The sequence below is a fragment of the Enhydrobacter sp. genome, assembly GCF_030246845.1.
GTDB lineage: Bacteria > Pseudomonadota > Alphaproteobacteria > Reyranellales > Reyranellaceae > Reyranella.
On sequence record NZ_CP126889.1, the window covers coordinates 1,802,684 to 1,828,365 of the forward strand.

23 protein-coding genes, 1 pseudogene and 1 riboswitch are annotated in these 25,682 nt (G+C 66.0%); of the genes and pseudogenes, 14 read left to right on the plus strand and 10 right to left on the minus strand.

The genetic code is table 11. The features are described 5' to 3' along the window. Positions 1 to 5: 5 nt before the first annotated feature. Positions 6 to 1,817 (minus strand): phosphomethylpyrimidine synthase ThiC, encoded by a 1,812-nt coding sequence (gene thiC / locus OJF58_RS09080; protein WP_300783672.1) that lies wholly within the window; start codon positions 1,815 to 1,817, stop codon positions 6 to 8. A 50-nt stretch (positions 1,818 to 1,867) separates the two neighbouring features. Then, positions 1,868 to 1,999, minus strand: a riboswitch (TPP riboswitch). A gap of 120 nt (positions 2,000 to 2,119) precedes the next feature. Between thiC and OJF58_RS09085 the strand changes: the two genes are divergently transcribed. Then, positions 2,120 to 2,590 (plus strand): carboxymuconolactone decarboxylase family protein, encoded by a 471-nt coding sequence (locus OJF58_RS09085; RefSeq protein WP_300783673.1) that lies wholly within the window; start codon positions 2,120 to 2,122, stop codon positions 2,588 to 2,590. Between the two features lie 4 nt (positions 2,591 to 2,594). On the opposite strand, the gene OJF58_RS09090 is transcribed toward OJF58_RS09085, so the two are convergent. After that, complete coding sequence (locus OJF58_RS09090) at positions 2,595 to 3,944, minus strand: ATP-binding protein (protein WP_300783675.1); 1,350 nt, start codon at positions 3,942 to 3,944, stop codon at positions 2,595 to 2,597. Positions 3,945 to 3,953: 9 nt separating this feature from the next. Next, positions 3,954 to 4,631, minus strand: a complete 678-nt coding sequence (locus OJF58_RS09095; protein WP_300783677.1) for a response regulator transcription factor — start codon at positions 4,629 to 4,631, stop codon at positions 3,954 to 3,956. 123 nt (positions 4,632 to 4,754) lie between these two features. On the opposite strand from OJF58_RS09095, the gene OJF58_RS09100 reads away from it, so the two are divergent. Beyond that, entirely contained in the window at positions 4,755 to 5,552 is a 798-nt protein-coding gene (locus OJF58_RS09100) for an alpha/beta hydrolase (protein ID WP_300783679.1), read from the plus strand. Here OJF58_RS09100 and OJF58_RS09105 read toward each other — a convergent pair whose 3' ends face one another. Further along, complete coding sequence (locus OJF58_RS09105) at positions 5,553 to 6,530, minus strand: hypothetical protein (RefSeq protein WP_300783681.1); 978 nt, start codon at positions 6,528 to 6,530, stop codon at positions 5,553 to 5,555. A gap of 110 nt (positions 6,531 to 6,640) precedes the next feature. Between OJF58_RS09105 and acnA the strand changes: the two genes are divergently transcribed. The 8 genes from acnA to OJF58_RS09145 are packed head-to-tail and all read left to right on the plus strand — an operon-like array spanning position 6,641 to position 17,431. Beyond that, on the plus strand, positions 6,641 to 9,325 hold the full coding sequence (gene acnA, locus OJF58_RS09110; RefSeq protein ID WP_300783683.1) for an aconitate hydratase AcnA: 2,685 nt from the start codon (positions 6,641 to 6,643) through the stop codon (positions 9,323 to 9,325). Positions 9,326 to 9,353: 28 nt separating this feature from the next. Then, a complete protein-coding gene (locus tag OJF58_RS09115; RefSeq protein WP_300783685.1) occupies positions 9,354 to 9,908 on the plus strand; it encodes a DinB family protein in 555 nt (184 codons plus the stop codon). Beyond that, entirely contained in the window at positions 9,908 to 11,029 is a 1,122-nt protein-coding gene (locus tag OJF58_RS09120; RefSeq protein WP_300783687.1) for an alpha/beta fold hydrolase, read from the plus strand. The genes OJF58_RS09115 and OJF58_RS09120 overlap by 1 nt, the downstream gene beginning before the upstream one ends. 6 nt (positions 11,030 to 11,035) lie before the next feature. Continuing rightward, on the plus strand, positions 11,036 to 11,707 hold the full coding sequence (locus OJF58_RS09125; protein WP_300783689.1) for a nitroreductase: 672 nt from the start codon (positions 11,036 to 11,038) through the stop codon (positions 11,705 to 11,707). Beyond that, on the plus strand, positions 11,704 to 12,885 hold the full coding sequence (locus OJF58_RS09130; protein ID WP_300783691.1) for a glycosyltransferase family 87 protein: 1,182 nt from the start codon (positions 11,704 to 11,706) through the stop codon (positions 12,883 to 12,885). The genes OJF58_RS09125 and OJF58_RS09130 overlap by 4 nt, the downstream gene beginning before the upstream one ends. Next, the gene (locus OJF58_RS09135; protein WP_300783692.1) at positions 12,882 to 14,093 is read left to right on the plus strand and encodes a glycosyltransferase family 87 protein; all 1,212 of its coding nucleotides are present in this window, start codon (positions 12,882 to 12,884) and stop codon (positions 14,091 to 14,093) included. Before OJF58_RS09130 ends, OJF58_RS09135 begins: the two co-directional genes overlap by 4 nt. A 41-nt stretch (positions 14,094 to 14,134) precedes the next feature. Then, positions 14,135 to 16,072, plus strand: coding sequence for an acetate--CoA ligase (gene acs, locus OJF58_RS09140; protein WP_300783694.1), 1,938 nt, complete (start codon positions 14,135 to 14,137; stop codon positions 16,070 to 16,072). A 15-nt stretch (positions 16,073 to 16,087) separates the two neighbouring features. Next, positions 16,088 to 17,431, plus strand: coding sequence for an amidase (locus tag OJF58_RS09145; protein ID WP_300783695.1), 1,344 nt, complete (start codon positions 16,088 to 16,090; stop codon positions 17,429 to 17,431). Between the two features lie 112 nt (positions 17,432 to 17,543). Here the strand turns inward: OJF58_RS09145 and OJF58_RS09150 are convergent, their stop codons facing one another. After that, positions 17,544 to 18,179 (minus strand): flavin reductase family protein, encoded by a 636-nt coding sequence (locus OJF58_RS09150; protein ID WP_300783696.1) that lies wholly within the window; start codon positions 18,177 to 18,179, stop codon positions 17,544 to 17,546. A 141-nt stretch (positions 18,180 to 18,320) separates the two neighbouring features. On the opposite strand from OJF58_RS09150, the gene OJF58_RS09155 reads away from it, so the two are divergent. Continuing rightward, positions 18,321 to 18,899 carry an SCO family protein gene (locus OJF58_RS09155; RefSeq protein WP_300783697.1) on the plus strand — a complete coding sequence of 193 codons (579 nt, stop codon included), beginning with the start codon at positions 18,321 to 18,323 and terminating at the stop codon, positions 18,897 to 18,899. Between the two features lie 306 nt (positions 18,900 to 19,205). Here OJF58_RS09155 and OJF58_RS09160 read toward each other — a convergent pair whose 3' ends face one another. The 4 genes and pseudogenes from OJF58_RS09160 to OJF58_RS09175 form a co-directional block, all read right to left on the minus strand. Beyond that, a complete protein-coding gene (locus OJF58_RS09160; RefSeq protein WP_300783698.1) occupies positions 19,206 to 19,538 on the minus strand; it encodes a copper chaperone PCu(A)C in 333 nt (110 codons plus the stop codon). Continuing rightward, complete coding sequence (locus OJF58_RS09165) at positions 19,436 to 19,876, minus strand: cytochrome c oxidase assembly protein (RefSeq protein WP_300783700.1); 441 nt, start codon at positions 19,874 to 19,876, stop codon at positions 19,436 to 19,438. Before OJF58_RS09165 ends, OJF58_RS09160 begins: the two co-directional genes overlap by 103 nt. Positions 19,877 to 20,162: 286 nt before the next feature. Then, positions 20,163 to 20,435: a hypothetical protein gene (locus OJF58_RS09170; RefSeq protein WP_300783701.1), complete on the minus strand. Its 273-nt coding sequence runs from the start codon at positions 20,433 to 20,435 to the stop codon at positions 20,163 to 20,165. Positions 20,436 to 20,652: 217 nt separating this feature from the next. Beyond that, positions 20,653 to 21,494 (minus strand): annotated as a pseudogene (locus tag OJF58_RS09175) (IS5 family transposase). 101 nt (positions 21,495 to 21,595) lie between these two features. Between OJF58_RS09175 and OJF58_RS09185 the strand changes: the two are divergent. The 3 genes from OJF58_RS09185 (at position 21,596) to OJF58_RS09195 (ending at position 23,699) form a co-directional block, all read left to right on the plus strand. Further along, positions 21,596 to 21,742: a hypothetical protein gene (locus tag OJF58_RS09185; protein ID WP_300783702.1), complete on the plus strand. Its 147-nt coding sequence runs from the start codon at positions 21,596 to 21,598 to the stop codon at positions 21,740 to 21,742. A gap of 290 nt (positions 21,743 to 22,032) precedes the next feature. Next, a complete protein-coding gene (gene phaZ / locus OJF58_RS09190) occupies positions 22,033 to 23,271 on the plus strand; it encodes a polyhydroxyalkanoate depolymerase (RefSeq protein WP_366526824.1) in 1,239 nt (412 codons plus the stop codon). Between the two features lie 107 nt (positions 23,272 to 23,378). Continuing rightward, complete coding sequence (locus OJF58_RS09195; RefSeq protein ID WP_300783704.1) at positions 23,379 to 23,699, plus strand: hypothetical protein; 321 nt, start codon at positions 23,379 to 23,381, stop codon at positions 23,697 to 23,699. 36 nt (positions 23,700 to 23,735) lie between these two features. Here the strand turns inward: OJF58_RS09195 and recQ are convergent, their stop codons facing one another. Beyond that, the gene (gene recQ, locus OJF58_RS09200) at positions 23,736 to 25,553 is read right to left on the minus strand and encodes a DNA helicase RecQ (protein WP_300783705.1); all 1,818 of its coding nucleotides are present in this window, start codon (positions 25,551 to 25,553) and stop codon (positions 23,736 to 23,738) included. Positions 25,554 to 25,682 lie beyond the last annotated feature (129 nt).

A 25,682-nucleotide genomic window follows, 5' to 3' on the forward strand; every position in this document is an offset into this window, starting at 1 on the left:
CCTGATCAGTCGGCGGCCTTGTCGGGCACGTAGAGCGCGTTGCCGCCGGCTTTGAACTTCTCGCTCATCTCCTTCATGCCCTTCTGGGCATAGTCGCGGATGTCCTGGGTAATGCGCATGGAGCAGAACTTCGGCCCGCACATCGAGCAGAAGTGCGCGGTCTTGTGCGCTTCCTTGGGCATCGTCTCGTCGTGGAACTTCTCGGCCGTCGCCGGATCGAGCGAGAGGTTGAACTGGTCGCGCCAGCGGAACTCGAACCGCGCCTTGCTGAGCGCGTCGTCGCGCAGCCGCGCCGCCGGATGGCCCTTGGCGAGGTCGGCGGCGTGGGCGGCGATCTTGTAGGTGATGACCCCCACCTTCACGTCGTCGCGGTCGGGCAGGCCGAGATGCTCCTTGGGCGTGACGTAGCAGAGCATTGCCGTGCCGTACCAGCCGATCATGGCGGCGCCGATGCCCGAGGTGATGTGGTCGTAGCCGGGCGCGATGTCGGTGACGAGCGGCCCCAGGGTGTAGAACGGCGCCTCGCCGCACTCCTTGAGCTGCTTCTCCATGTTGACCTTGATCTTGTGCATGGGGACGTGGCCCGGCCCTTCGATCATGACCTGGCAGCCCTTGTCCCAGGCGACCTTGGTGAGCTCGCCCAGGGTCTCGAGCTCGGCGAACTGCGCGGCGTCGTTGGCGTCGGCGTTCGAGCCCGGACGCAGCCCGTCGCCCAGCGAGAACGACACGTCGTACTTGCGCATGATGTCGCAAATGTCGCCGAAGTGCTCGTAGAGGAAGCTCTCGCGATGCTCCGTCAGGCACCACTGCGCCATCATCGAGCCGCCGCGGCTCACGATGCCGGTGACACGGCTGGCCGTCAGCGGCACATGGGCGAGACGCACGCCGGCATGGATGGTGAAATAGTCCACGCCCTGCTCGCACTGCTCGATCAGCGTGTCGCGGAAAACTTCCCACGAAAGCCTGGTCGGATCGCCGCCCACCTTCTCGAGCGCCTGGTAGATCGGCACCGTGCCGATCGGCACCGGCGCGTTGCGCACGATCCATTCGCGCGTGTCGTGAATGTTGCGGCCAGTGGAGAGATCCATCACCGTGTCGGCGCCCCAGCGGATCGCCCACACCATCTTCTCGACCTCCTCCTCCATCGAGGAGGTGACGGCCGAGTTGCCGATGTTGGCGTTGATCTTCACGAGGAAATTGCGGCCGATGATCATCGGCTCGAGCTCGGCGTGGTTGATGTTGGCCGGAATGATGGCGCGGCCGGCCGCCACCTCCGCACGCACGAATTCGGGTGTGATGAACTCGGGTAGCGCCGCGCCGAAGCTCTCGCCGTCGGCCAGCCGTTCGCCGGCGAGCTCGTGCGCGCGTTTGCGGCCGAGATTCTCGCGTGCGGCGACGTAGATCATCTCCCTGGTGATGACGCCCCGGCGCGCCCATTCGAGCTGAGTGATCGGCTTGCCGTCGAGGCCGCGCAGCGGGCGCGGGGTGTCGGGGAAGGGCTGCAGCGCCGAGGCCTTTACGTTGCCGTTGTCGATCGGCTGGATCGGACGTCCCTCATATTCCTCGACGCCGCCGCGCGCCTGCACCCAGCCGCGGCGCGTGCGGGCGAGCCCCTTCGTCACGTCGATCGCGATGGCGGGGTCGGTGTAGGGGCCGGTCGTGTCATAGACCCGGACCCTGGGCTCGCTCGGCTCGCTGAGCGTGATCTCGCGCAGGGGCACGCTGAGATCGGGCGCCTCCTCCGGCGTGACGTAAATCTTCTGCGAGGCCGGCAGCGGCCCGGTCGTCACCTTCGGTGTGGCGATGATGGTGTCCATGACGAGGGATCTCCCATGACAAAAGGACAGAAGGAGATCCGGTGTGTCGTGCAAAGGAAGGCATCCTGTCCCTTCGCCGGCATGACCCGGATCAGGTTCAAAGGGTCACCGCGCTAACCACGGCTGATGGACCGCGGCGATCGGTATCTCAGCCCCTTGTCGGGGCCCCCCTTGGACGGGCTGCATCCTAGCCCGAACCGCCGCGGGAAAAAACCCGGTCCCGGCCGCCACCCGAATCACCTCTTGTCATCCGCTCCGTCAACCATAATATCAGAACTCGAATATCAGCGAGGAGCATTGCGATGTCCGCCCGCCGCATTAGCTACCAGGAGTTCACGAAGACCGCCCCCGCCGCGCAGGCGGCTCTGCTGGCCATGGGAAAAGCCGTCGAGCAGACCGACCTCGACAAGCAGCTCGTGGAGCTGGTGAAGCTGCGCGTATCGCAGATCAACAATTGCGCCTTCTGCCTGCAAATTCACCTGACCGCCGCGCGGCGGATCGGGGTGCCGCAGGAAAAGCTCGACCTGGTGGCCACCTGGGAGGAGGCGGGCATCTTCACGGCCCGAGAATGCGCGGCGCTCGCCTGGGCCGAGCGACTGGCCAGGCTTGCCGGCCATTCGGTCTCCGACGCCGCCTACGCGGCGGCGCGCGAGCATTTCGGCGAGGACGAGCTCATGTGGCTGAGCGTCGCCATCGCCAACATCAACGCCTGGAATCGGCTCGGCGCGGCCTTTCGCTTCATCCCGCCGATCGCAAAACAGGCCGCAGCCTGAAAGGTCAGACGGGCCGCAACGTCAGGGTGAAGACGGCTCCCCCTTCCGGCCGGTTCGCCACCGTCACGCTCCCGCCGTGTGCTTCGGCCACGCGTGCCACGATGGCAAGGCCCAGGCCGCGACTCTCGGCCCTGGCGCGATCGCGACGCCAGAAGCGGCGGAAGATCGATTCGCGGTCGGCCTCGGCGATTCCCGGTCCGTCGTCGAGCACGCGCACGGTTCCGTCCTTGCCGATCTCCACCTCGATCGACACGCCTGACGGGGTATGCCGGATGGCATTCTCGATCAGGTTACGGACGGCGCGAAACAGCGCCTCGGCCTGGCCGTGCACCCAGACCGGGCCGGACTCGCCGGTCAACGCTATTGTCTTCGACATTTCGACAGCCAGCGGCGCCATGAAGCTCACTGCGTCGGCGCAGACGGCATGGAGATCGGCTTCAGCCTCCTTTCCGACGACAAATGTCTCCAGCTCGGCAATGTCGAGGACCTGGTTGACGGTGTGCGTCATGTCGACGAGGTCGGTGCGCAAGGCGTTTCGCACCGGACCTGGATCGAGCGAGTCGACGCGCGCACGCACGATGGCGAGCGGCGTGCGCAGCTCGTGCGCCATGTCGGCGGTGAAGTCCCGTTGCGTGCGCAGGCCCCTTTCGAGACGATCGAGGGCATGGTTCACCGCTCGGACCAACGGCGCGATCTCGCTCGGCATGGTCTGTTCGGGCAAGCGCAGCTCGGTCCGCTGCGGCCCGATCGCCGCCGCTGTCGTCGAGGCTTCGCGGACCGGCTTCAACGCCCGGCGGAAGATCAGGATGTCGATCAGCAGCAAGGCCAGGAGGATGGGAAAGGTGATCCAGGCGACGCGCGGATAGAACGACCTGACGACATCGTCGACAATGACGTCGCGATGCGCCAGGTCCTGCCCGACCTGGATCGACACCAGCCTCTCGCCGATCGGCCGCACGACCGTCACACCGAACAAGGTCGAGGCGCCGCCGCCGCGGGTGGACCACTGGCCGACCGACGTCTCGTCGGGCGCGAACAGCGCCCTACCGTCGGCACGCGATGAGAACAGCACGCGCCGCTGCGCGTCGAGGATGGCGAAGGCGTAAAGGCCATAGCTTGGCGAATAGAGCGGCCGCGCCTCGGCCGGAATATCGAGGACGAGCTTGCCGTCGGGATTCAGGCGCAGGAAGGTCGAGATCGTCTGCGCCTCGGCGCGCAAGGAATCCCGCAACAGGTCGTTGGCTGCCTGGTTCAGCAGCCAGTGAAGCGCCAGCGGCATCAGGATCGATGTTGCCGCAAGCGCCAGCACATGCAGCACGACGATGCGTGCGATGATCGAGCGGAAGCGGATCATCGCCCCTTCCTAGGATTTGTCCTCGGCCATCAGATAGCCCACGCCGCGGACCGTATGGATCTTCACCGTGGCCCCGGCGTCGACCAGCAGCTTGCGCAGGCGATGGACGTAGACCTCGACCGCGTTCGATGCGACCTCGCCAGAAAGGCCGAACAGGTGGTCCTCGAACAGCCGCTTGGGCGCCACGTTGCCGCCGCGGCGCAGAAGGATCTCGAGCACCGCAGTCTCGCGGGCCGGAAAAGTGCGCACCGTGCCGTCGACGAGGACCTGCCGCCCTTCCGTGTCGAGCGCGATATTGCCGAAGGTGAGCAGGCGTCCCAGCAGATTGCCCGGGCGACGCAGCAGGGCCTGCAGGCGGGCCACCAGCTCCTCCATCGCGAACGGCTTGGCGAGATAGTCGTCGGCGCCTTCACGCAAGCCGGTGACCCGATCGGTGATGGCATCGCGGGCAGTCAGCACCAGCACGGGCGTCGCGTCGCCGCCGCGTCTCATCTCGCGCAGCAAGGCGAGGCCGTCCTCGTCCGGCAAACCGAGGTCCAGCACGACGGCGGCGAAATTCATCGCGCCGAGCGCACGCCGCGCATCCGCGACAGTGCCGACCGAATCCGCCGCCAGGCCGCCCTGCGACAGCCCCTTGGTCAGGAGCGGCACCAGCTCCGGGTTGTCCTCGACGAGAAGCACTCTCATGGATCGGCGCAGCCGCTTTGCCGCGGCTCCGCCGGCACTCTAGCACGCAATCACGGACGAGACCTGCCCGGCTCGATCGGACGGATGCTTGACCGGCGCGCGAGGCGCCGGGAAAAGGGGGCGATGCCCTCTTCGGACGACTTCATCGATCTCGGCGATCGGACGCTGCGTCTGCGCCGGCTCTCGCCGCGACGAACGGACGGGCTCGACCGCACGACGCTCGTCTTCCTGCACGAGGGGCTGGGCTGCATCGAGATGTGGCGCGACTTTCCGCAGAAGCTTTGTGACGCCACGATGTGCTCCGGCATTGTCTACGACCGCACCGCCTACGGCCGGTCGAGCCCCTGGCCGGCCGATCCGGGCGTCCGCTACATGGAGATCGAGGCGGACATCGTGCTGCCCAGGCTGCTGGCCGCGACCGGGATCGAGGACTGCGTGCTGATCGGCCACAGCGACGGCGGCACGATCGCGCTCAACTACGCCGCCGCCGATCCCGAGCCGTTGCGCGCCGTGGCCACGCTCGCCGCCCACGCCGTCAACGAGCCGATCTGCGTCGAACGGATCGTGGAGGCGCAGGCGGCCTTCGCCTCGGGCGATCTGCGGCAGCGATTGGCGAAATATCACGGCGACAACGTCGACCGCGCCTTCCATCTCTGGGCCGACGCGTGGGCCTCGCCCGGCTTCGAGCCGATGGATGCCAATGGTCGGCTGCCCGGCGTGCAGGTGCCGCTGCAGGCGATCCAGGGCGAGGACGACGAGTACGGCACCGAGCTGCAGCTCGGCATCATCGCGGGCAAGGTCGGCGGCTACTGCGAGACGCGGCTGGTGCCGGCCTGCGGTCACAGCCCGCACCTGCAGCAGCCGGCCTATGTGCTGGCCGAAATGAGCCGCTTCATCGCACCGCTGGCGCTGGTCGGCTGACTAGAGGCGCTTGAGTTCGCTGGTCGCCGCCCAGTTGAGCTCCGAGACGGTCGGGCAGCGCGCCTGGGTGAGCTGGAACTGCTCGCGCGCCCGCTGGCGTTCGCCGCGGCGCAGCGCCTCCATGCCGACGAAGAATGCCGCGGGGCATCGGCCGTTGGTGCGCTTGGCCGACTCGTCCGACTCCGCCACGACCTCGAGCTGAATCGGGCTCAGCCGGCCGAAGAGAAAATTCACGATCGGCCCCGGCCATTCGGAGAGATCTTCCCGTCCGAGCTCGGCGCGCAGCACGGCGCGCGAATCCTGGCGGGTATGGACCTGCGCGGCATAGCGCCAGAGCAGCGCCGGCAGGCGCCGGGCGAGCGTGCGGCGTCCGACCAGCGCGCCGCTGAAGTCGTCGGCCGCCTGGTCGAAGTTGCCGAGATTGAAATTGGCATGGCCGCGATAATAGAAGGCGGCGCGCCGTTCGGCCTCGTTCGAGGAGGCCGCAAGAGCCGCATCGAGCAGGCCGAGGGCGCGCCTGAACTCGGCGATCTGCATGTTGACCTGGGCCTGCGCGATCGTCAGCCAGGGATCGCCGGGCTTGCGCTGCAGCCCGTATTCGAGCGTTCTGAGCGCGGCGGCGCGATCGCCACCGCCGGCCAGCTCGGGCTGCGTGCTGGACAGCACGACCTGCCAGACGGCCGGCAGGAGCTTGACCATCTCGGCCACGTCCTTCTGGCTGTCGGCCTCGCGGCCGGCCTTGCTCAACTGGAAGGCGCGGATGCTGAGATAGACGGTCCGGTCGACCGGCGAAAGCTGGCTGGCGGACAGGATGCGGTTCAGCGTCTCGAGCGGCGGGTTGCGCGCATCGGACGCATGGCCGAAATCGCGCACCGGCGGATCCCAGTCGCGACTGCTGTTGTACTGGGCGGCGCCATCGCCCGCGGCTGCCACGAGGACGATCAGAGCGCCCCAAATGCAGCGTATTTTCCAGGCCATGGGTCAATCTCGCACACTGTCGGTCGGCCCGCATCCGCCGATTGCCTGCGCCCTTCCCTGCCCCTATTTTGCGACCGAATTTTGCCCGAACCGATCGCAGGAGAACCGTCATGGCCGCCCGTCTCGACAGCTTCAAGGCCCGGAAATCGCTGAAGATCGGCGCCAGGAACTACACCTACTACAGCCTGAAGGCGGTCGAGAAGGAGGTCGGCGATCTCTCCCGCCTGCCCTTCTCCCTGCGCATCCTGATGGAGAACCTCGTCCGCAACGAGGACGGGGCCACCGTCCGGAAGGACGACATCGCGGCTTTCGCCGACTGGCTGCAGGCCGGCGGCAAGTCGAAGAAGGAGATCAATTTCCGGCCGGCGCGCGTCTTGATGCAGGACTTCACCGGCGTACCGGCGGTGGTCGACCTCGCGGCCATGCGCGATGCCATGGGCAAGCTGGGCGGCGACGCCACGAAGATCAACCCTCTGGTCCCGGTCGATCTGGTCATCGACCACTCGGTGATCGTCGACGAGTTCGGCAACAGCTCCGCCTTCAAGGCCAACGTGAAGCTCGAATACGAGCGCAACCTCGAGCGCTACCAGTTCCTGCGCTGGGGCCAGATGGCGTTCGACAATTTCCGCGTGGTGCCGCCGGGCACCGGCATCTGCCATCAGGTCAACCTCGAGTTCCTGGCCCAGGTCGTGTTCCAGCAGAAGGATGGCCGGGAGACGGTGCTCTATCCCGACACGCTGGTCGGCACCGACAGCCATACCACCATGATCAACGGCCTCGCCGTGCTGGGCTGGGGCGTGGGCGGCATCGAGGCCGAGGCCGGCATGCTGGGCCAGCCGCTGCCGATGGTCATTCCCGAGGTCGTGGGCTTCAAGCTCACCGGCAAGCTCAGGGAAGGTGCGACCGCGACCGACCTCGTGCTCACCGTCACCCAGATGCTGCGCAAGAAGGGCGTGGTCAACAAGTTCGTCGAGTTCTACGGCGATGGCCTCGAGGAGATGCCGCTCGCCAACCGCGCGACGATCGCCAACATGGCGCCGGAATACGGCGCGACCTGCGGCTTCTTCCCGATCGACGAGATCACGATCGAGTATCTGAAAACCACGAACCGCGGCGCCGCGGCCAAGGTGGTCGAGGCCTACGCCAGGAAGCAGGGTCTGTGGCGTTCGCGCAAATCCCCCGAACCGGTCTTCACCGATACGCTCACCCTCGACCTCGGCGACGTCGAGCCGAGCCTGGCCGGCCCCAAGCGGCCGCAGGACCGCGTGCCGCTTTCCCAGGCGAGCCAGCAGTTCGTCGCCAACATGGAGAAGGAATTCGATCGGCGCGACGACGGCAAGCGGATCGCATGCGAGGGCGCCGGCTACGATCTCGGCCATGGCGACGTGGTTCTGGCCGCCATCACCTCCTGCACCAACACCTCGAATCCCTATGTCATGCTGGGTGCGGGGCTGGTGGCGCGCAACGCCGTGAAGCACGGTCTCAAGGTCAAGCCATGGGTGAAGACGTCGCTGGCGCCGGGCTCGCAGGTGGTGACCGAGTATTTCGAGGCGTCCGGCCTGCAGAAGGACCTGAACAAGATCGGCTTCAATCTGGTGGGCTATGGCTGCACCTCATGCATCGGCAACTCGGGCCCGTTGCCCGATCCGGTGACCAAGGCGGTGACCGACGGCGATCTCGTGGTGTGCTCGGTGCTGTCCGGCAACCGCAACTTCGAGGGCCGCGTCAATCCGCTGACGCGCGCCAACTACCTCGCCTCGCCGATGCTGGTCGTGGTCTATGCGCTGGCCGGCTCGATGAAGGTCGACATCACCCGCGATCCGATCGGCATCGGCAAGGGCGGCAAGCCGGTCTACCTCAAGGATCTCTGGCCTTCGAACCTCGAGGTCGAGAAGGCCGTCAACAAGTACGTCACCGCCAAGGCATTCAAGAAGCGCTATGCCGACGTCTTCAAGGGCGACAAGTTCTGGCGCGGCATCAAGACCAAGCCGAGTCTCACCTATAGCTGGGACGACAAGTCGACCTACGTGCGCAACCCGCCCTACTTCGAGGGCATGGACAAGACGCCGGCCGCGGTCGGCAACATCGCCGGCGCCCGGCCGCTCGGCCAGTTCGGCGATTCGATCACCACTGACCACATCTCGCCCGCGGGCTCGATCAAGAAGGACAGCCCCGCCGGCAAGTACCTGGAAGAGCATGGCGTCGCGCCCAAGGACTTCAACCAGTACGGTACCCGGCGCGGCAACCACGAGGTGATGATGCGCGGCACCTTCGCCAATATCCGCCTGAAGAACGAGATGGTGCCGGGCGTCGAAGGCGGCTTCACGCATCATTACCAGACCGACCAGCCGGAGCCGATCTACGACGTGGCGATGCGCTACAAGAAGGAGCACACGCCGCAGATCCTGATCGCCGGCAAGGAATACGGCACCGGCTCGTCGCGCGACTGGGCGGCCAAGGGCGTCAACCTGCTCGGCGTGAAGGCGGTGGTGTGCGAGACCTTCGAGCGCATCCATCGCTCCAACCTCGTGGGCATGGGCGTTCTGCCGCTGCAGTTCAAGGACGGCATGACGCGCAAGACGCTGAACCTCACCGGGCACGAGAGCTTCGACGTCGGCGGCATCGAAGGCGGCCTGCGGCCCGGCATGGACGTCCCACTGACCATCCATCGCCGCGACGGCACATCGGAGACGGTGACGCTCACCTGCCGCATCGATACCGCCGAGGAGATCGAGTATTTCAAGAACGGCGGCGTGCTGCACTACGTGCTGCGCAACCTCGCGCAGGCGGCCTGAGGCCCGTCCGTCGAGGGAAGGACAGGACATGGCGGCGGGGCTGGCGCGCCATTTCGTCGCCATGGCGCGCAACAATGCCTGGGCAAACCATCGCCTGCTCTCGGCCTGCGATGGCCTGACGCCGGAGGAATTCGCGGCCCCGCGCACGAGCTTCTTCCCGTCGCTGCGCGCCACGCTGAACCACATTCTTTGGGTCGATACCTACTATATCGACGCGCTCGAGCGCGACCCGACGGTGCTCGAGCGCTATGGCGACCCGCCGCCCGATTTTGCCGACGCCGCGTCGCTTTACGATGCTCAACGCGCGAGCGATCGCCGTCTGCTGGCCTTTTGCGAACGCCAGACCGAAGCCACGCTTGGCGACGGCCTGGTGCTACCGCGACCCGATCGCACGCCGCCGCCCTCCAGCGTCGCCTCCATCCTCGAGCATCTCTTCCAGCACCAGATCCATCACCGCGGCCAGGCGCATGCGATGCTGGCGGGAACCCGGGTGAAGCCGCCGCAGCTCGACGAGTTCTTCCTGGCCGGCGAGGCGCATCTGCGGCGCGACGAGCTGCGCGCGCTCGGCCTGCCCGAGTGCTGATGCGGCAGCGCCCGTCCTTCGCCGGCGCGGCGATCGAGGTGAGCGACCTCGGCCGGTCCATCGCCTTCCATCGTCTTTGGCTGCCCACTCTCGGCTTCCAGCGTGTCTGGGAAGGACCGTCGAGCGTCTTGTGGGCCAGAGGCTACGACCAGCTCGTGATGCGCCAGGCGAAGGAGGGGGTGTCCTACGGTCCGGGTGCCTTGTCGCTCGCCGTCTCGGCCGAAAGCCGCGCCGTGGTCGACCAGGTCTTCGCCGACCTGCGCGCGGCCGGTGCCGCCGTCGAGCAACCGCCGGCGGCGCGCGAGGATTTCGCGCCCGGCTGTTACGCCATGCGCTTCCGCGATCCCGACGGCGTGCCGATGGAGGTCGTGCACCGCTGGCAGGAACTGCCGGAACTGCCGGACGCCGAGCCGGTCGGCATTCCGGGCGTCGGCGTCACGCTGGGTGGCTATTTCTTCAAGCCGCAGACCGGCCAGCCGCCCTATCCGGCCCTCGTCCTGCTGCACGGCTTTGCCGGCCATGCCCACAATCTCGCGGGCCTGGCACGCCGCGCCACCGCCAACGGCTACGCCGCGCTCGCCCTCTCGCTGCGCGGCTGGCTGGGATCGGAAGGCGAGAACGACCAGGGCCTGCGCCAGCCGCTCGACGTTCTCGCGGCCATCGACTGGCTCGCCCGCCGGCCGCTGGTCGATCGCAGCCGCATCGGCCTGGTCGGCGCCTCGATGGGCGGGCAGGTGGCGCTGCTCGCCGCGGCGCACAAGCCACCGATCGCCGCCGTCGCCTCCTATTTCGCCCCCACCGACCTCGCGCGGTGGCGCGAGGCCAATCCCTTCATCCGCGACTATCTCGACGATCTCTGCGGACCGGAAGGCCTGCCGGTGCGCTCGCCGCTCCTGCGCGTGGCGCAGATCGACGCCCCGGTGCTGCTGATCCACGGCGACCGCGACGAGAACGTGCCGGTCGAGCAGACCCACGCCATGGCCCGATCGCTGCGCGAACACGGCAAGGAGGTCGAGACCTTCATCCTCGAGGGCGCGACGCACTACTTCGACGAGAAGGAATATGGCATTGCCTTGCGCAAGCTGTTCGAGTTCCTGCGTCGTCATCTCAATCGGAGCTAGCCGTTCATGCGCGTGTCGGAAGCCGTCAAATCCCGCCGGTCGATGCGGGTCTTCAAGCCGGATCCCGTCTCCAGGGCCGACATCGAGTGGATCATCACCACGGCCAACCGCGCCGCCTCGAACGGCAACCTGCAGCCCTGGAAGCTCTACGTGACGATGGGCGAGGCGCGCCGGCGGCTCTCGGCCGCGATCCTCAAGGCCATGGACGAGGGCGACATGGGCCCGGGCGCCGAGTACGACGTCTATCCCAGGCAGTTCAAGCCGGTCTACGATCAGCGCCGCAAGCTGGTGGGCAAGCAGCTCTACACCCTGCTCGGCGTACCGCGCGGCGACACCGCCGGCATGCAGAAGCAGTTTCGCAAGAACTACGAGTTCTTCGATGCGCCCGCCGGTCTGATCCTGTGCGTCGAGCGCGGCATGGGCAACGGCCAGTGGATCGATTGCGGCATCTTCCTCGACCAGCTCATGCTGCTGGCGCGCGAGAAGGGCCTGCACACCTGCCCGCAGGCGGCCTTCAGCCGCTTCCAGCACGTTGTGCGGCGCGAGCTCGAGGTGCCCGACGACCAGATCGTGATCTGCGGCCTGGCCCTGGGCCACGCCGATCCCGACGCCGTGCCCAACAACCTGATCACCGAGCGCGCCCCGATCGAGGACTTCACGACCTGGTTCACCGATTGAAAACGGAGCGGATCGACCTCGCGGTCGCCGCCTGCTTCTGCGCCGCGATCGGACTCTACGACGCGCTGTATCTCCTGCTGCGCCTCCTGGGTGGCCCGCTCATCGGTCCCAGGATCCATGTGCTGTTTCCCGATTTCCTGGTCTTCCATGCGGCGGTGCGCGCGTGGCTCGAAGGCCATGCGGCGCTGATCTACGACCTGGACGCGTTCACCGCCTTCCAGAACGCGATCTATGCCGAACGCCTCGCGACGACGCTTCATTTCCGGCCGTTCCTCTACCCGCCGATCTGGCTGCTTCTGCTGTTGCCCTTGGGAGCGCTTGTCGTTGGCAAGGCCTATGGCCTCTTCCTGTCGGCGACGGCAGCGCTGGCCACCATCCTCGAAGGCCGGCACGACTGGTGGGGCTGGCTCGCCGTCCTCACGTCGCCCGCCGCTCTATGGACGGTGCTGGCCGGGCAGAATAGCTTCCTCAGCCTGGGCCTGTTCTATGGCGGCTGGCGTCTGATCGAACGTGCACCGGGGACGGCCGGCATCTTGCTGGGTGTTCTCAGCTACAAGCCTCAGATCTTCGCGCTCGTGCCCCTGGCCCTGGTGGCGGCGCGGCAATGGCGGGCGCTCGGTTGGACGCTCGGCACGGCCGCAGGGCTGTCGCTCGCCAGCCTTGGCGTATTCGGTCCCGACGTCTGGTCGGCATTCTTCGACGCCGTGCGGGAAGCGGGATCGTGGCGCGTCGTGAACGAGACCTTCGAGCGTCTCTTTATGCAGATGACGACCCTGCTGGCCGCGGCTCGGATCGTCGGACTGCCGCCGGGAATCAGCAGCGCGATCCAGCTCGCCGGCTCGACGCTCGCCATCGTGGCCGTCTGGATCGCTTTCCGCCGCCATGCGGCATCCGATGCGCGCACGGCCGTGCTGGCAACGGCAATCCTCCTGGTTTCACCCTATACGCTGAACTACGAGCTGCTGCTGATGATGCCGGCAGCCGTCGCCCTGTTCCGGCTGGGCGCGGCCCGAGGTTTCTATCCCTTCGAACGCCTGGTCCATCTGGTCATCTGGCTGATACCGACCCTTGGATGGGCACTGAATTTGTTCGGCCTGCCGTTGACGCCTCTCGTCATTCTGTCGTTCGGAGCAATCGCCTGGGCGCGACTCCATTCCACGATCGAGGCCGCCGAATGAGTGCACCATCGAAGACTGACCTCCGGCTGGCGGCGTTCGTCTGCGGCTCCATCAGCCTGTACGACGTCGCGGTCGTCGTCACCACGATCACCGGTATCGCCTTGGTGAGCTATCGCGTCGATGTGCTGTTTCCGGATTTCCTCGTCTTCCATGCTGCGGCGCGCGCAGCGATCGAAGGCAAGCTTTCCGTCATCTACGACACGGCGGCACTGACCGACTTCCAAAACAAGCTTTATGCCGCGCGCCTGCCCTTCGAGCTCGGCTTCCGACCGTTTCTCTATCCGCCGCCGTGGCTTCTCGGCATCCTGCCCTTCGGACTGCTGCCGATAGGCATTGCCGTCGCGGCGTTTCTCGTGCTGACCGCCACGTTTTGCACGATTGCCCTGCGGTCGATGAAACTCACTTGGGCTGCGGTGCTTGTCATTGTCACCTCGCCAGCGGCCGTCTGGGTGGTGCTGGCCGGCCAGAATACTTTTCTCAGCATCGCGCTGCTTTACGGTGGCTTGGCATTGCTGGAGCGGAAGCCGATCGCCGCCGGCGTACTATTGGGACTGCTCGCCTACAAACCTCAGGTATGGCTATTGGTGCCAGTGGCCTTGCTGGCGGCACGCGCATGGCGGCCATTGGTGACCGTCGCCACCACCGTGATCCTTCTGCTTGTCACAAGCTTGCTGGCGTTCGGCAGCAACACCTGGTTCGATTTCATTGCGGCAGCGCGACATGCAAGCAGCGGCACGGCGGCCGCCGAAATGTACGCCCGGGTGCACGTGCATATGACAACGTTGCTGGCAGCCGCCAAGACGCTTGGCTTGAGCGATCAATCGGCGATGACGCTGCAGCTTCTGGGATCGGCGGTCGCAGTCGGCGTCGTCGCCTGGGTCTTTTATCGCCATCCAGCGAGTCACGCGCGGACGGCACTCCTTGTCACGGCCACCTTCCTGGTATCTCCATACACGTTGAACTATGACCTGCTGTTGCTGATGCCCGCGACTGCGTTGCTCTTTTTGGGCGCATCTTCGAAGGGCTGCCTGCCGGGCGAACGGGTTGTCTACTTGAGCGTCTGGCTGATCCCGACAGTCGGTTTGTTGTTGAACTATATGGGCCTCCCGCTCACGCCGCTCGTCATCCTGTTGTTCGGTGCGGTCGCCTGGGCGCGCCTTCGGGACGCGGCCAAAGTCGAATTGCCGCAGCCGGCGACGGCGCGGTAAAAACCGCGATAATCCAGCGACAAGGTCTTCGGGAGGATGCGATGAGCGAAGAGGTGTTTGCGATCAGCCCCGACTGGGCGAAGCGCGCCTATGTCGACCACGCCAAGTACAAGGAGATGTACGAGGCGTCGATCAAGGACCCGGCCAAGTTCTGGGGCGAGCACGGCAAGCGGCTCGACTGGATCAAGCCCTACAGCCCGGGGGCGGTGCGCGACGTGGACTACACCGGCAATGTCCGCATCCGCTGGTACCATGACGGCGTGCTGAACGTCGCCGCCAACTGTGTCGATCGGCATCTCGCCAAGCGAGCCGACCAGGTGGCGATCATCTGGGAGGGAGACGATCCGGCCAGGTCGAAGAAGATCACCTACCGCGAGCTCCACGCCGAGGTGAACCGCATGGCCAACGCGCTGAAGGAGCTCGGCGCGAAGAAGGGCGATCGCGTCACGATCTACCTGCCGATGATTCCCGAGGCCGCCTACGCGATGCTTGCCTGCGCACGAATCGGCGCCATCCACTCGGTCGTGTTCGGCGGCTTCTCGCCCGACAGCCTCGCCAATCGCATCCAGGACTGCGACAGCCCCATCGTCATCACCGCCGACGAGGGGCTGCGCGGCGGCCGGCCCATCCCGCTCAAGGCCAATTGCGACGAGGCGCTGAAGAAGTGCCCGATGGTCAAGAAGGTGCTGGTCGTCAAGCATACGTCGGGCAAGATCGGCTGGGATGCCGGCCGCGACGTGTGGTGGCACGAGCTCAGGGAGAAGGTCACGGCGGAGTGCCCGCCCGAGCCGATGAATGCCGAGGATCCGCTGTTCATCCTCTACACGTCGGGCTCAACCGGGAAGCCCAAGGGGGTGCTGCACACGACCGGGGGCTATCTCGTGTTCGTCGCCATGACGCATCAATATGTCTTCGACTATCACGACGGCGACATCTACTGGTGCACCGCCGACGTCGGCTGGGTGACAGGCCACAGCTACATTCTCTACGGTCCGCTCGCCAACGGGGCGACCACGCTGATGTTCGAGGGCGTGCCGAACTACCCGGACTCCAGCCGCTTCTGGCAGGTCGTCGACAAGCACGAGGTGAACATCTTCTACACGGCGCCCACCGCGATCCGCGCCCTGATGCGCGAGGGCGAGGCGCCGGTGAAGAAGGCGAGCCGCAAGAGTCTCAGGCTGCTGGGCTCGGTCGGCGAGCCGATCAACCCCGAGGCCTGGCTCTGGTATCACCGCGTGGTTGGCGACAGCCGTTGCCCGATCGTCGACACCTGGTGGCAGACCGAGACCGGCGGCATCCTCATCACGCCGCTGCCCGGCGCGATAAAGCTCAAGCCCGGCTCGGCCACGCGGCCGTTCTTCGGCGTGACGCCGGTCATGGTCGATGCCGAAGGCAACGAGCTGCAAGGACCCTGCACCGGCAATCTCTGCCTGATCAACTCCTGGCCGGGACAGATGCGCACCGTCTATGGCGACCACCAGCGCTTCATCGACACCTACTTCAAGGCCTATCCGGGCAAGTACTTCACCGGCGACGGCGCACGGCGCGACGAGGACGGCTACTACTGGATCACCGGTCGCGTCGACGACGTGATCAACGTCTCGGGCCATCGCATCGGCACCGCCGAGGTGGAAAGCGCGCTGGTCGCCAACACCAAGGTGGCCGAGGCGGCGGTGGTCGGCTATCCGCACGACATCAAGGGTCAGGGCATCTATGCCTACGTCACCCTGAAGGCGGGCCAGCAACCGTCCGAGGATCTGCGCAAGGAGCTCTCGGGCTGGGTGCGCAAGGAGATCGGCCCGATCGCCACGCCCGACGTCATCCAGTGGGCGCCCGGGCTGCCCAAGACCCGCTCGGGCAAGATCATGCGCCGCATCCTGCGCAAGATCGCCGAGAACGATTTCGGCAATCTCGGCGACGTCTCGACGCTCGCCGATCCGGCGGTGGTCGACGATCTGGTGAAGAACCGGGCCAAATAGGAGGCAGTACGAAGAATGACGGCCAAGCCGACGATCCAGCAGCTCGCCGCCGACCTGGCCGCCGGCCGCACCACCTCCGCCGCGCTCACCGAGCAGGCCCTCGCCCGCATCGAGGATCCCAAGGGCGAGGGCAAGCGCGCCTTCATCAAGGTCTACAGGACACAGGCGCTGGCGGCGGCCAGGGCCAGCGACGCGCTGCGCAAAGCGGGCCTCGTGCCCTCGCCGCTCGCCGGCATCCCCGTCTCGATCAAGAATCTGTGCGATGTCGCCGGCGAGACGACGCTGTCGGGTTCGATCGCCCTCGACGATGCGCCGCCCGCGACGCAGGATGCGCCGGTGGTGGCGCGCCTCAGGGCCGCCGGCGCCGTGATCGTCGGCAGCACCAACATGAGCGAGTTCGCCTTCTCGGGCGTCGGCTTCAACCCGCATTACGGCACGCCCGGCAATCCCGCCGACCGGGCGCGCGTGCCGGGCGGTTCCTCGTCCGGCGCCGCGGTATCGGTCGCGGACGGCATGGCGGTCGCCGCCCTCGGCACCGATACCGGCGGCTCGGTACGCATTCCGTCGGCAGTGTGCGGCCTGGTCGGCTTCAAGCCCACGGCGCGGCGCGTGCCGATCGACGGCGTCGTGCCGCTGTCGACCTCGCTCGATTCGATCGGCCCGCTCGCCAACTCGGTCGAATGCTGCGCCATCGTCGATGCGGTCTTCGCCGCCGAGGCCATTGCAGTGCCCGAAGCGGCACCGCTGTCGGGCCTGCGTTTCGGCATCCCCAGGCAGGTCGTCCTGGAGGAGCTCGACGGAACGGTCGCCCGCGCCTTCGAGCGCGCCTGCAAGGCGCTCGCTGGCAAGGGGGTGAAGGTCGAGCAGATCGACCTGCCGGCGCTCGACGAGCTGCCCGCCATCAACGCCAAAGGCGGCTTTGCCGCGGCCGAGGCCTATGCCTGGCATCGCAAGCTGATCGCCCGACGCGGCAAGGACTACGACCAGATCATCCACCCGCGCATCATGCGCGGCCAGGAGATGAGCGCGGCGGACTATATCGAGCTGCTCGGGGCGCGCGCCGACCTGCAGAAGCGCGTCGCCGCAATCACCTCGAACTACGATGCCGTGGTCATGCCGACCTGCGCCATCGTGGCGCCGACGCTCGAGGAGGTATCCACGCTCGAGGGCTTCACCAGAAAGAACCTGCTGCTCTTGCGCAACACCGCGTTGGGCAACTTCCTCGACCGATGCGCCATCAGCCTGCCCTGCCATGCCGCCGGCGAGTTGCCGGTCGGTTTCATGCTGATGGGCGAAACGATGGCCGACAAGCGCCTGCTCGCCATCGCCCGCGCCGTCGAACCGGTGGTGCGCGGCTGAGACGTGCCCGTGTCATCCCGAGCGCAGCGAGGGATCCTTGGTCAGCGTCGCAAAAGATCCTTCGCTGCGTTGGGGATGACACCGAACATCAGTGACGCAATCCAAAGAGTCGTCACTGGTACCGGGGGTCGTCGGGGCGGCGCATCTTCCAGACGTTCTCTGTCGTGGTGTATTCGCTGTAGCCAAGACGCGCCACCGGTCGGAAGGCCATCACGTCGACGCGGCCGTCCTTCAGGATGCCGTCATCGATATGAACGCCCACCACCTGGCCGAACACGACCGAACCGCGCTGCGCCTCGCGGCCCTTCTCGACCGGCAGCTCGATCGTCTTCCAGTACACGCATTCCAGCGCGACCGGCGATTCGGCGACTCGCGGCGGCTTCACGTACTTGCAGGGCGCGGGCGTGAGGCCCGCCAGCTTCATCTCGTCGACGTCCCGGGCCACCATGGCGGTGGTGACGTTCATCTTCTCGGCGAGATGGCCCGCCACCATGTTGACCACGAATTCCCCGGTCTCCTCGGCGTTCATGCGGCTGTGCTTCGTCGGATTGTCGCCGTAGGTGCCGGTGATGGCGAAATAGACCATGGGCGGGAATTCGCCGACACCGTTGTAGAAGCTGTAAGGAGCGAGATTGACTCGGCCCTCGCGGTCGACCGTCGAGATCCAGCCGATCGGCCGCGGCACGATCAAAGCCTTCAGCGGGTCGACGGCAAGACCGTGATCGCGCCTGGCAGCATCGTAGAACATCCCTCGATCTCCCCTTCGCCGTCGGCGAAAGTCGCCTCGGCTCTGTCGACATAGTCGCGGAGCCGCTCTTCTGTCCATCCCGTGCGACCAGCCGTCCGGCTTGTCGAGCCATCGTCGCTGGACCATGTTGGCGCGATGTCCATGTCACGCACCATGAAGGCCGTGCTCGGCGTGTGGATCCTCGTGCTGGTGGGCGCGGCGGGCTGGATCGGCTGGGATGCCTGGCGCGGCAACCAGCCCTCGATCGGCGGCCCGTTCACGCTCACGGACCAGGATGGGCGCACCTTCACCGACGCCGATCTCAAGGGCAAGCCGACGCTGGTCTACTTCGGCTATACGTTCTGTCCCGACGTCTGCCCGACCACCCTGCTGCTGATGGAGACGGCGGCCGAGAAGCTCGGCGCCGACGGGCCGAGCAAGGTCAACCTGGTGTTCATCACCATCGACCCCGAGCGCGATACGCCCAAGCTGATCAAGGGCTATGTCGGCAACTTCGGCGCGACCATCAAAGGCCTCACGGGCACGCCCGAGCAGATCGCGGCCGTGGCCAAGGCATACCGCGTCTACTACCAGAAGGTGCCGGGCAAGGATGGCGCGCCCTACCTGATGGACCACTCCTCGATCATCTATCTGCTCGACCGGCGCGGCCGGTTCGTCACCCATTTCACCGACCGGAGCAAGGCCGAGACCATCGCGTCCGCCGTTCAGCGCCTGCTCTGAGCCTCGAGCCGCCGTGACAACTTTGATCGGGGCGAATGGTCGCGAGCATCGATCAGCTTTGAAATGGCGAAACGCGAGATGTGAGGTGAGTCTGTCCTCTGACAGTCGGCTGCCGCAGTGCCGAGGCCATTGCAAGGAACAATGGAGAGCCGCATGAACCATCAAGGCGAGGACACGACCGCCATTGCCCAATCGGCAACACTTTGGCACCGAACATCAAAGGTCTGGCAGCCGATCTTCGACGGCTGATCGAAGAGCCAAGCCCGCCCGGCTTCCTTGCCCGCCTGCAGCGATGGCTGTAGTCTCCTACCGCGCCATCGCGCCGCGCACTGCAAAGACAGCATCGACCGTGCCGCCGTCGGCGAAGCGCAACGTAACCGTGATGGCATGGCCTGGCGCGACGTCGGCCGCGGGCGACAGGCACATGAGATGATTGCCGCCCGGTGCAAACTTCACCGTTCCATAGGCAGGCATAGGGACGCGGCTCACCATCTCCATCCGGTCCTGGCCGCCCTGGTGGACGCTTCGATGCAACATCAATTCGCCACAGGCCGGTGTCTCGGCGCCGACCAGCGTTCGCTCGCTGGCCGAGGTGTTCGACAAAGTGAAGTAGCCCGCCGCCGGACGCGACGGCAGCACGACACGCCACGATGCTCGACGATCGATCGCAGGCGGCGCGGCATGCCTTGCTTGATCGTCTCGCCGGGCCAGCCAAGCACGGCCACAGACGGCCCGATATGATGCATGATCACGTGCTGGGCGCGGTTCAGGAAGAACATGTGCTGCGCCATGTAGTCGAAGCGTGTCTGCAATGCCGCGTAGATCACGAGAAGACCCGAGACAAAGGCGATCTGCCGCCAACAAGACGGCCGCATCTCGGACGGCTCCTGCATCAGGCCGCGGAAAAACCAGAACACGGCAAGCGTCGTCGCGAGATATTCGAGCCAGGAGAAATCCCAAGGTGCCCAGACCGGCATCAGTGCCGGATGCTCTCTGGAGAGCCACCACAGAGCGACGCCCAGCCCCAGGATCGCTCCATGCGCGACAGAACCAGCTCGGCTCGAGCCGAGCTGGCCCAGTCTGGACCAGCCTCGTGACGGAATCTGCTCCATGACCCAAGCAAGAATGCCGCTGCGCCGTCGCTGTCAAAGTACAAAGCGACGCGTCGACGGTTCGCCAACAACGGTTGGCCTGCCCGACTCGATGAGCAAGCGGTTGGGCTACAATGGCGTCATTCCGTCAGAGGCGCCGAGCCGCAACCCATCAGTATGGCGACAGGGCAGCACTCGGCGCCACCCGTGCGCCACCGCTGCCGAGCCGATCGAGGGATGCGTTCGACTCCTCGGACCGCGCGGCTTCCTTGTCTTGCTCATTGTTTGCGCGAAGTTTGGCCTCCGTGTTGGACCGAAGGCCACGGTCAGCTCCTCCATTCTTGCCATGATTGACGAGGCGAGCCAGACCCCAGAAGAGAAGCGTCGGAGCGAGAACAAACCCCGCGAACGCGGCAAGCAACAGGAAGAAATCGTTTGATGTCATGCTCAGGACCCTGGGTAGTCGGGAGGCGTTTCGACGGCATCAACCTGACATTCGCGACGTTGCCATCGCAACAAGTAACCCGCAAGGCATCCAAGAGAATACGCATGGCGGTTCGCCGTTCGGCCCGACCACCGAAAGGCTGACTGGCGCGCCTGAGCAGATCGCGAGCGCTCCAGCGACTGCTTCAAATCTTAGAGCCGATCCGAGAAGTTGTGATTCAGGAACAATGTATTGGCCTGGTCAAGCGCCTGAGCATGAGTCGGATCATGGCAAGGCGAATGAAGGCGACGACGGTGCAGGCGTAGCGTTCGAAGTCACGAGCGAGCCTGCGGTTGCGAGAGATCCAGGCGAAGGTTCGCTCGACGATCCATCGCTTGGGCAGAACGCTGAAGTTGTGCGCCTCGGTGCGCTTGACGATTTCGATCTGCCAGGAGCCGATATCGGCAACGACTTGGGCGACGCGTGGCCCTTGATAACCGGCATCAGCGAAGAGTTTGAGGATCGAGGGAAAGCGGCGTCTTGCGTTGCGCAGCAGCCGGCGGACGCCGTCGCGATCCTGCACATTGGCGCGATGGACGACGACGTTCAGCAACAGGCCGAGCGTATCGACGACGATATGTCGCTTGCGACCGGTCACCTTCTTGCCCGCGTCGTAGCCTTGCGGATCGATCGAGGCCCCCCTTTTTGCGCCGCTTTGGCGCTCTGACTGTCGAGGATTGCTACTGTCGGCTCGGGCTTGCGTCCCGCCGCCTCGCGCACCTGGACATACAGGGCCTGATGCAGGCGCAGCAGAGTCCGATCCGAGCGCCAGAGCGCAAAATAGTCGTACACCGTGCTCTTGGGCGGCAGGTCTTTGGGCAAGGCGTCCCACTGGCAACCGGTCGACAGCAGATAGAACACGGCGTTCAGCACTTCCCGCATATTGACGTCGCGCGGCCGCCCGCCACGGCGGGCGGGGGGAATCAGCGGCGCCACCAGTGCCCATTCCGCATCCGTCAAATCGCTGGGGTAGCGCAGCGCCTTGCGCTCATGAGCCCGACGATGCTCTGTCGTCCACATCTGGCACCTGTCTCAAACCACAGAGTGCCGAACAATGAATCACAACAGATTCTTCCGACTCAAGTTCTTTCCGGATAGGCTCTTAGTTTCCGGAAAGGCCGATGCTGGTCGTGGTGGTGGTCGTCTGCGCCGCAGGCGCCGTCGTCACGACGGGCGCCGGCGTTGGCCTCTGGACCGTGGTCGAACTTAACGAACAGGCAGCGACCGAAAGGCAGGCAAGCACCATGAGTGCGACAAGCCGCATCTGAATCTCCTTTGCCCTCCTGGGCAGCGGCCACCTAACGGAAATCGCGCTTGCGGGTTGCGTGTCAGAACACCATCCGTCACCAAGGCCACGGCCAGGAAGATCACGAAAAACGCGCGTCCCCCTGCATCCACTGCCGTTGCATGGCACTGCATCAATGCTGCATTGCCACAAATTAAGTGCGGCAATGCAGCGTCGGTGGCCCTATATTTGGGACAGTGCTCGCGGCGAGTCCTGCCCCCTCGGCCTGCGGGCGCATCGAGCCGGTGTCCGGAGAAAGTGAACGATATCAATATGCTAGACACCAATATGATCTACTACGCGTACGAAATGAACCGCCACCTCGCCCAGCCCGTACGGCTATGGGCGGGCGCCGTCGGCCGGCTCTGCTCGAGCCCGTATAATCCTTGGTCGGATACATGGTTCGGCAAGTCGATGACGGCGGGCGCGGAAATCGTCACGCGCCTGACGCAGGACTACGGCAAGCCGTCCTTCGGCCTTTCGACCACGCGGATCGACGGCGAGACGGTGGCGGTCAACGAAGAGATCCTGCTGCGCAAGCCGTTCTGTCAGCTCCTGCGCTTCCGGCGCGACACGACACGGCGCGATCCGAAGGTACTGCTGGTGGCGCCGATGAGCGGCCACTTCGCGACGCTGCTGCGCGGCACGGTCGAGGCGCTCTTGCCCGAGCATGATGTCCACATCACCGACTGGGCGGACGCGCGCGAGGTTCCGCTCTACCAGGGCAACTTCGATCTCGACGACTATATCGACTACATCATCGATTTCTGCCGGTATCTCGGCCCCGACCTGCACGTGATCGCGGTGTGCCAACCGTCGGTGCCCGTCCTCGGCGCAGCGGCGCTGATGGCGCAGGACAAGGACCCGCAGCAGCCGCGCTCGCTCACGCTGATGGGCGGACCGATCGACACGCGGCTCAGCCCGACCGTGCCGAACGACCTCGCGATGCGCAATTCGATGATGTGGTTCCGGCAGAACGTGATCGCGACGGTGCCGCTCAACTATCCCGGCGCCATGCGGCGCGTCTATCCGGGCTTCGTCCAGCTCACGAGCTTCATCTCGATGAACCTCGACCGGCACATCAACGCCCATATGCGCCAGTTCGAGCATCTCATCAAAGGCGACGACGACAACGCCGAGGCGCATCGCACCTTCTACGACGAGTATCTTGCCGTGATGGATCTCACGGCCGAGTTCTATCTCCAGACCATCCAGGTCGTGTTCAAGGAGCATCGGTTGCCGCGTGGCGTCTGGGTGAGCCGCGGCCGCAAGATCGATCCTTCGGCGATCGAGACGGCGCTGATGACGGTCGAGGGCGAGCTCGACGACATATCGGGCCTCGGCCAGACCAAGGCCGCCCACGCGCTCACGCCCAACATTCCCGGCGCCCGGCACGTCCACTGGGAGCAGCCGCGCGTCGGGCACTACGGCATCTTCAACGGCCGCAAATGGCGCGAGCAGATCATGCCGCGGGTACGCGATTTCATCCGCGCCAGCAACGACCCCTCGTAAGTCTCCGGACATTTTCGGGGCACGCTGCAGCGCCCGCACCTCCCACGCAGGAACCGCCTTCGCGGCGGCAACGTTGCTACTGCGTCCTGCAATACGGAGGAACGATCATGTCTCGCTTCAGCCGACCTGGCTCGCTCGGCGGCCTGACCTTGGCGGTCAGTGTTGGTGTGCTGGCCAGCGCCGTGTACGCGCAAGATGTGGTGTATGTCCCGACGGCACCCCCGGCGCCGCGCGTCGAGGTGATGCCTCCCCTCCCACCCGGCCGCGTCGAGACCTGGCAGCCGGGCTATTGGCGCTGGAATGGCGCCGAATATGTCTGGGTCGCCGGCCACTACGTGGATGCGCCGCGGCGCGGCGCGGTGTGGATCCCGGGACGTTGGGAGCAACGCCCTCAGGGATGGGTCTACATAGCAGGCCACTGGGGTTGATCGGCAGACAGACGGCCGCAGCAGCGTGCTCCGGCGCTATCGATCGAAGGTCTGCACGACGTCGAGGAAGGCCGAACCGTAACGTTCGAGCTTGCTGTCGCCGACTCCGTGGATCTCGCGCATCGCGCTCAGACTGGCCGGGCGATGGGTCGCCAGCTCGATCAAGGTGCGGTCCGAGAAAACGACGTAGGCCGGCACCTTCTGCGCCTGCGCCAGCTTCGACCGCAGCGATTTCAGTGCGGCCAGGAGCGCGGCATCGGCATCCTCGGCGGCGGCCGCCGGAGCGGCGGCCCGCCGTTCGCGGCGCGCCGCTTGGGGTGCGCCGAGATCCTTGCGCAGCTCGATCCGGGCCGCGCCTTTGAGGACCTGCCATCCCTCGTCCGTGACGGACCACCGGCCATGCTCCATCAGATCCTGGATGATGAGCCCCAGGGCCGAGAGCTGGCGGAAGATCGAGCGCCATTCGGCGGCGCGTCGGTCGGCACCGACGCCGAAAGTCGGCAGCCGGTCGTGCTGGAACTTGAGCACATTGTCTGTGCGGTCGCCGCATAGAATGGCGATCAGGTGCTCCATGCCGAATCGTTCGCCGGTGCGCACGATGGCCGACATGATCTTTTGTGCCTCGACGGTGCCGTCGAAACGCTCGACGCCCTCCTGGCAAAGATCGCAGTTGCTGCAGGGTGCCGAGGGCTCGCCGAAATAGCCGAGCAGCGTCTGGCGCCGACAGCGCGGCGCCTCGGCCAGCGCCAGCAGCGCATTGAGCCGCTGCCGTTCGACCCGCTTGCGCTCGTCGGTGGAGTCGCTCTGCTCGATCTGCAGCCGGCGCAGGCGCATGTCGTCGAGCCCGTAGAGGGTGAGCGTGTCGGCGGCGAGCCCGTCACGCCCGGCCCGCCCGATCTCCTGATAATAGGCCTCGACGTTCGCCGGCAGGTCGGCATGGCAGACGAAGCGCACGTCGGGCTTGTCGATGCCCATGCCGAACGCGACGGTCGCCGTCATCACCACGCCGTCCCGCTGCTGAAAGGCGTCCTGATGGCGATCGCGCACCGCCTTGTCGAGACCTGCATGATAGGGCAGCGCATCGACGCCGCCCGTCCTGAGCGTCTCCGCCAGCTCCTCGACCTTGCGCCGCGACGCGCAATAGACGATGCCGCTTGCGCCCTGGCGGGCCCGCACGAACGCCAGGATCTGGCGCGAGGAGCGTTCCTTGGGCTTGAAGGCGAGCCTCAGGTTCGGTCGATCGAAGCTTCGCACGAAAACGCGGGGCGGCGCGGCGAAGAGCTTGTCGACAATGTCGCCGCGCGTCGGCGCATCGGCCGTCGCGGTGAGGGCGATGGTCTGCAGCCGTCCGCCGATCTGACGCGCGAGCCTGCCCAGCGCGAGATACTCGGGGCGGAAGTCGTGTCCCCATTGCGAGACACAGTGGGCCTCGTCGATCGCCATCATCGCGACATTCGTCTCGGCCAACATCTCGACGGTATCGGGCCGCGCCAGGCGCTCGGGTGCGAGGTAGAGAAGCCGCAACTCGCGGCGCCGCAGAAGATCGAGCACCTGCGCGTTCTGGGCAGGCTCGTTACCCGAGTTCAGGCTGCCGGCGGCGACGCCCGCCGCGGCGAGCGCCCGTACCTGATCGCGCATGAGCGCGATCAGAGGCGACACGACCACGGTGAGACCCGGCCGTGCGACGGCCGGCAGCTGGTAGCAAAGCGACTTGCCGGAGCCGGTTGGCATCACGGCAAGCACGTTCTCGCCGTCGAGGACGGCGCGCACGATTTCTTCCTGGCCTGGGCGGAACGAATCGAAACCGAAGACGGAATGCAGCAGGTCGCGTGCAGTCGAAAGCTGATCGGACATCGGGCTTGGGAGCGGCAGACTATCGCCGCGCTTCTGTCTCCGCACTGTGGATGAACGGCGAGCGTGTTTTCGTCGCATTCGGTTCACGAGCGCTTCACCGGTGCACATCCGAAAGTCGGTACCATGCGC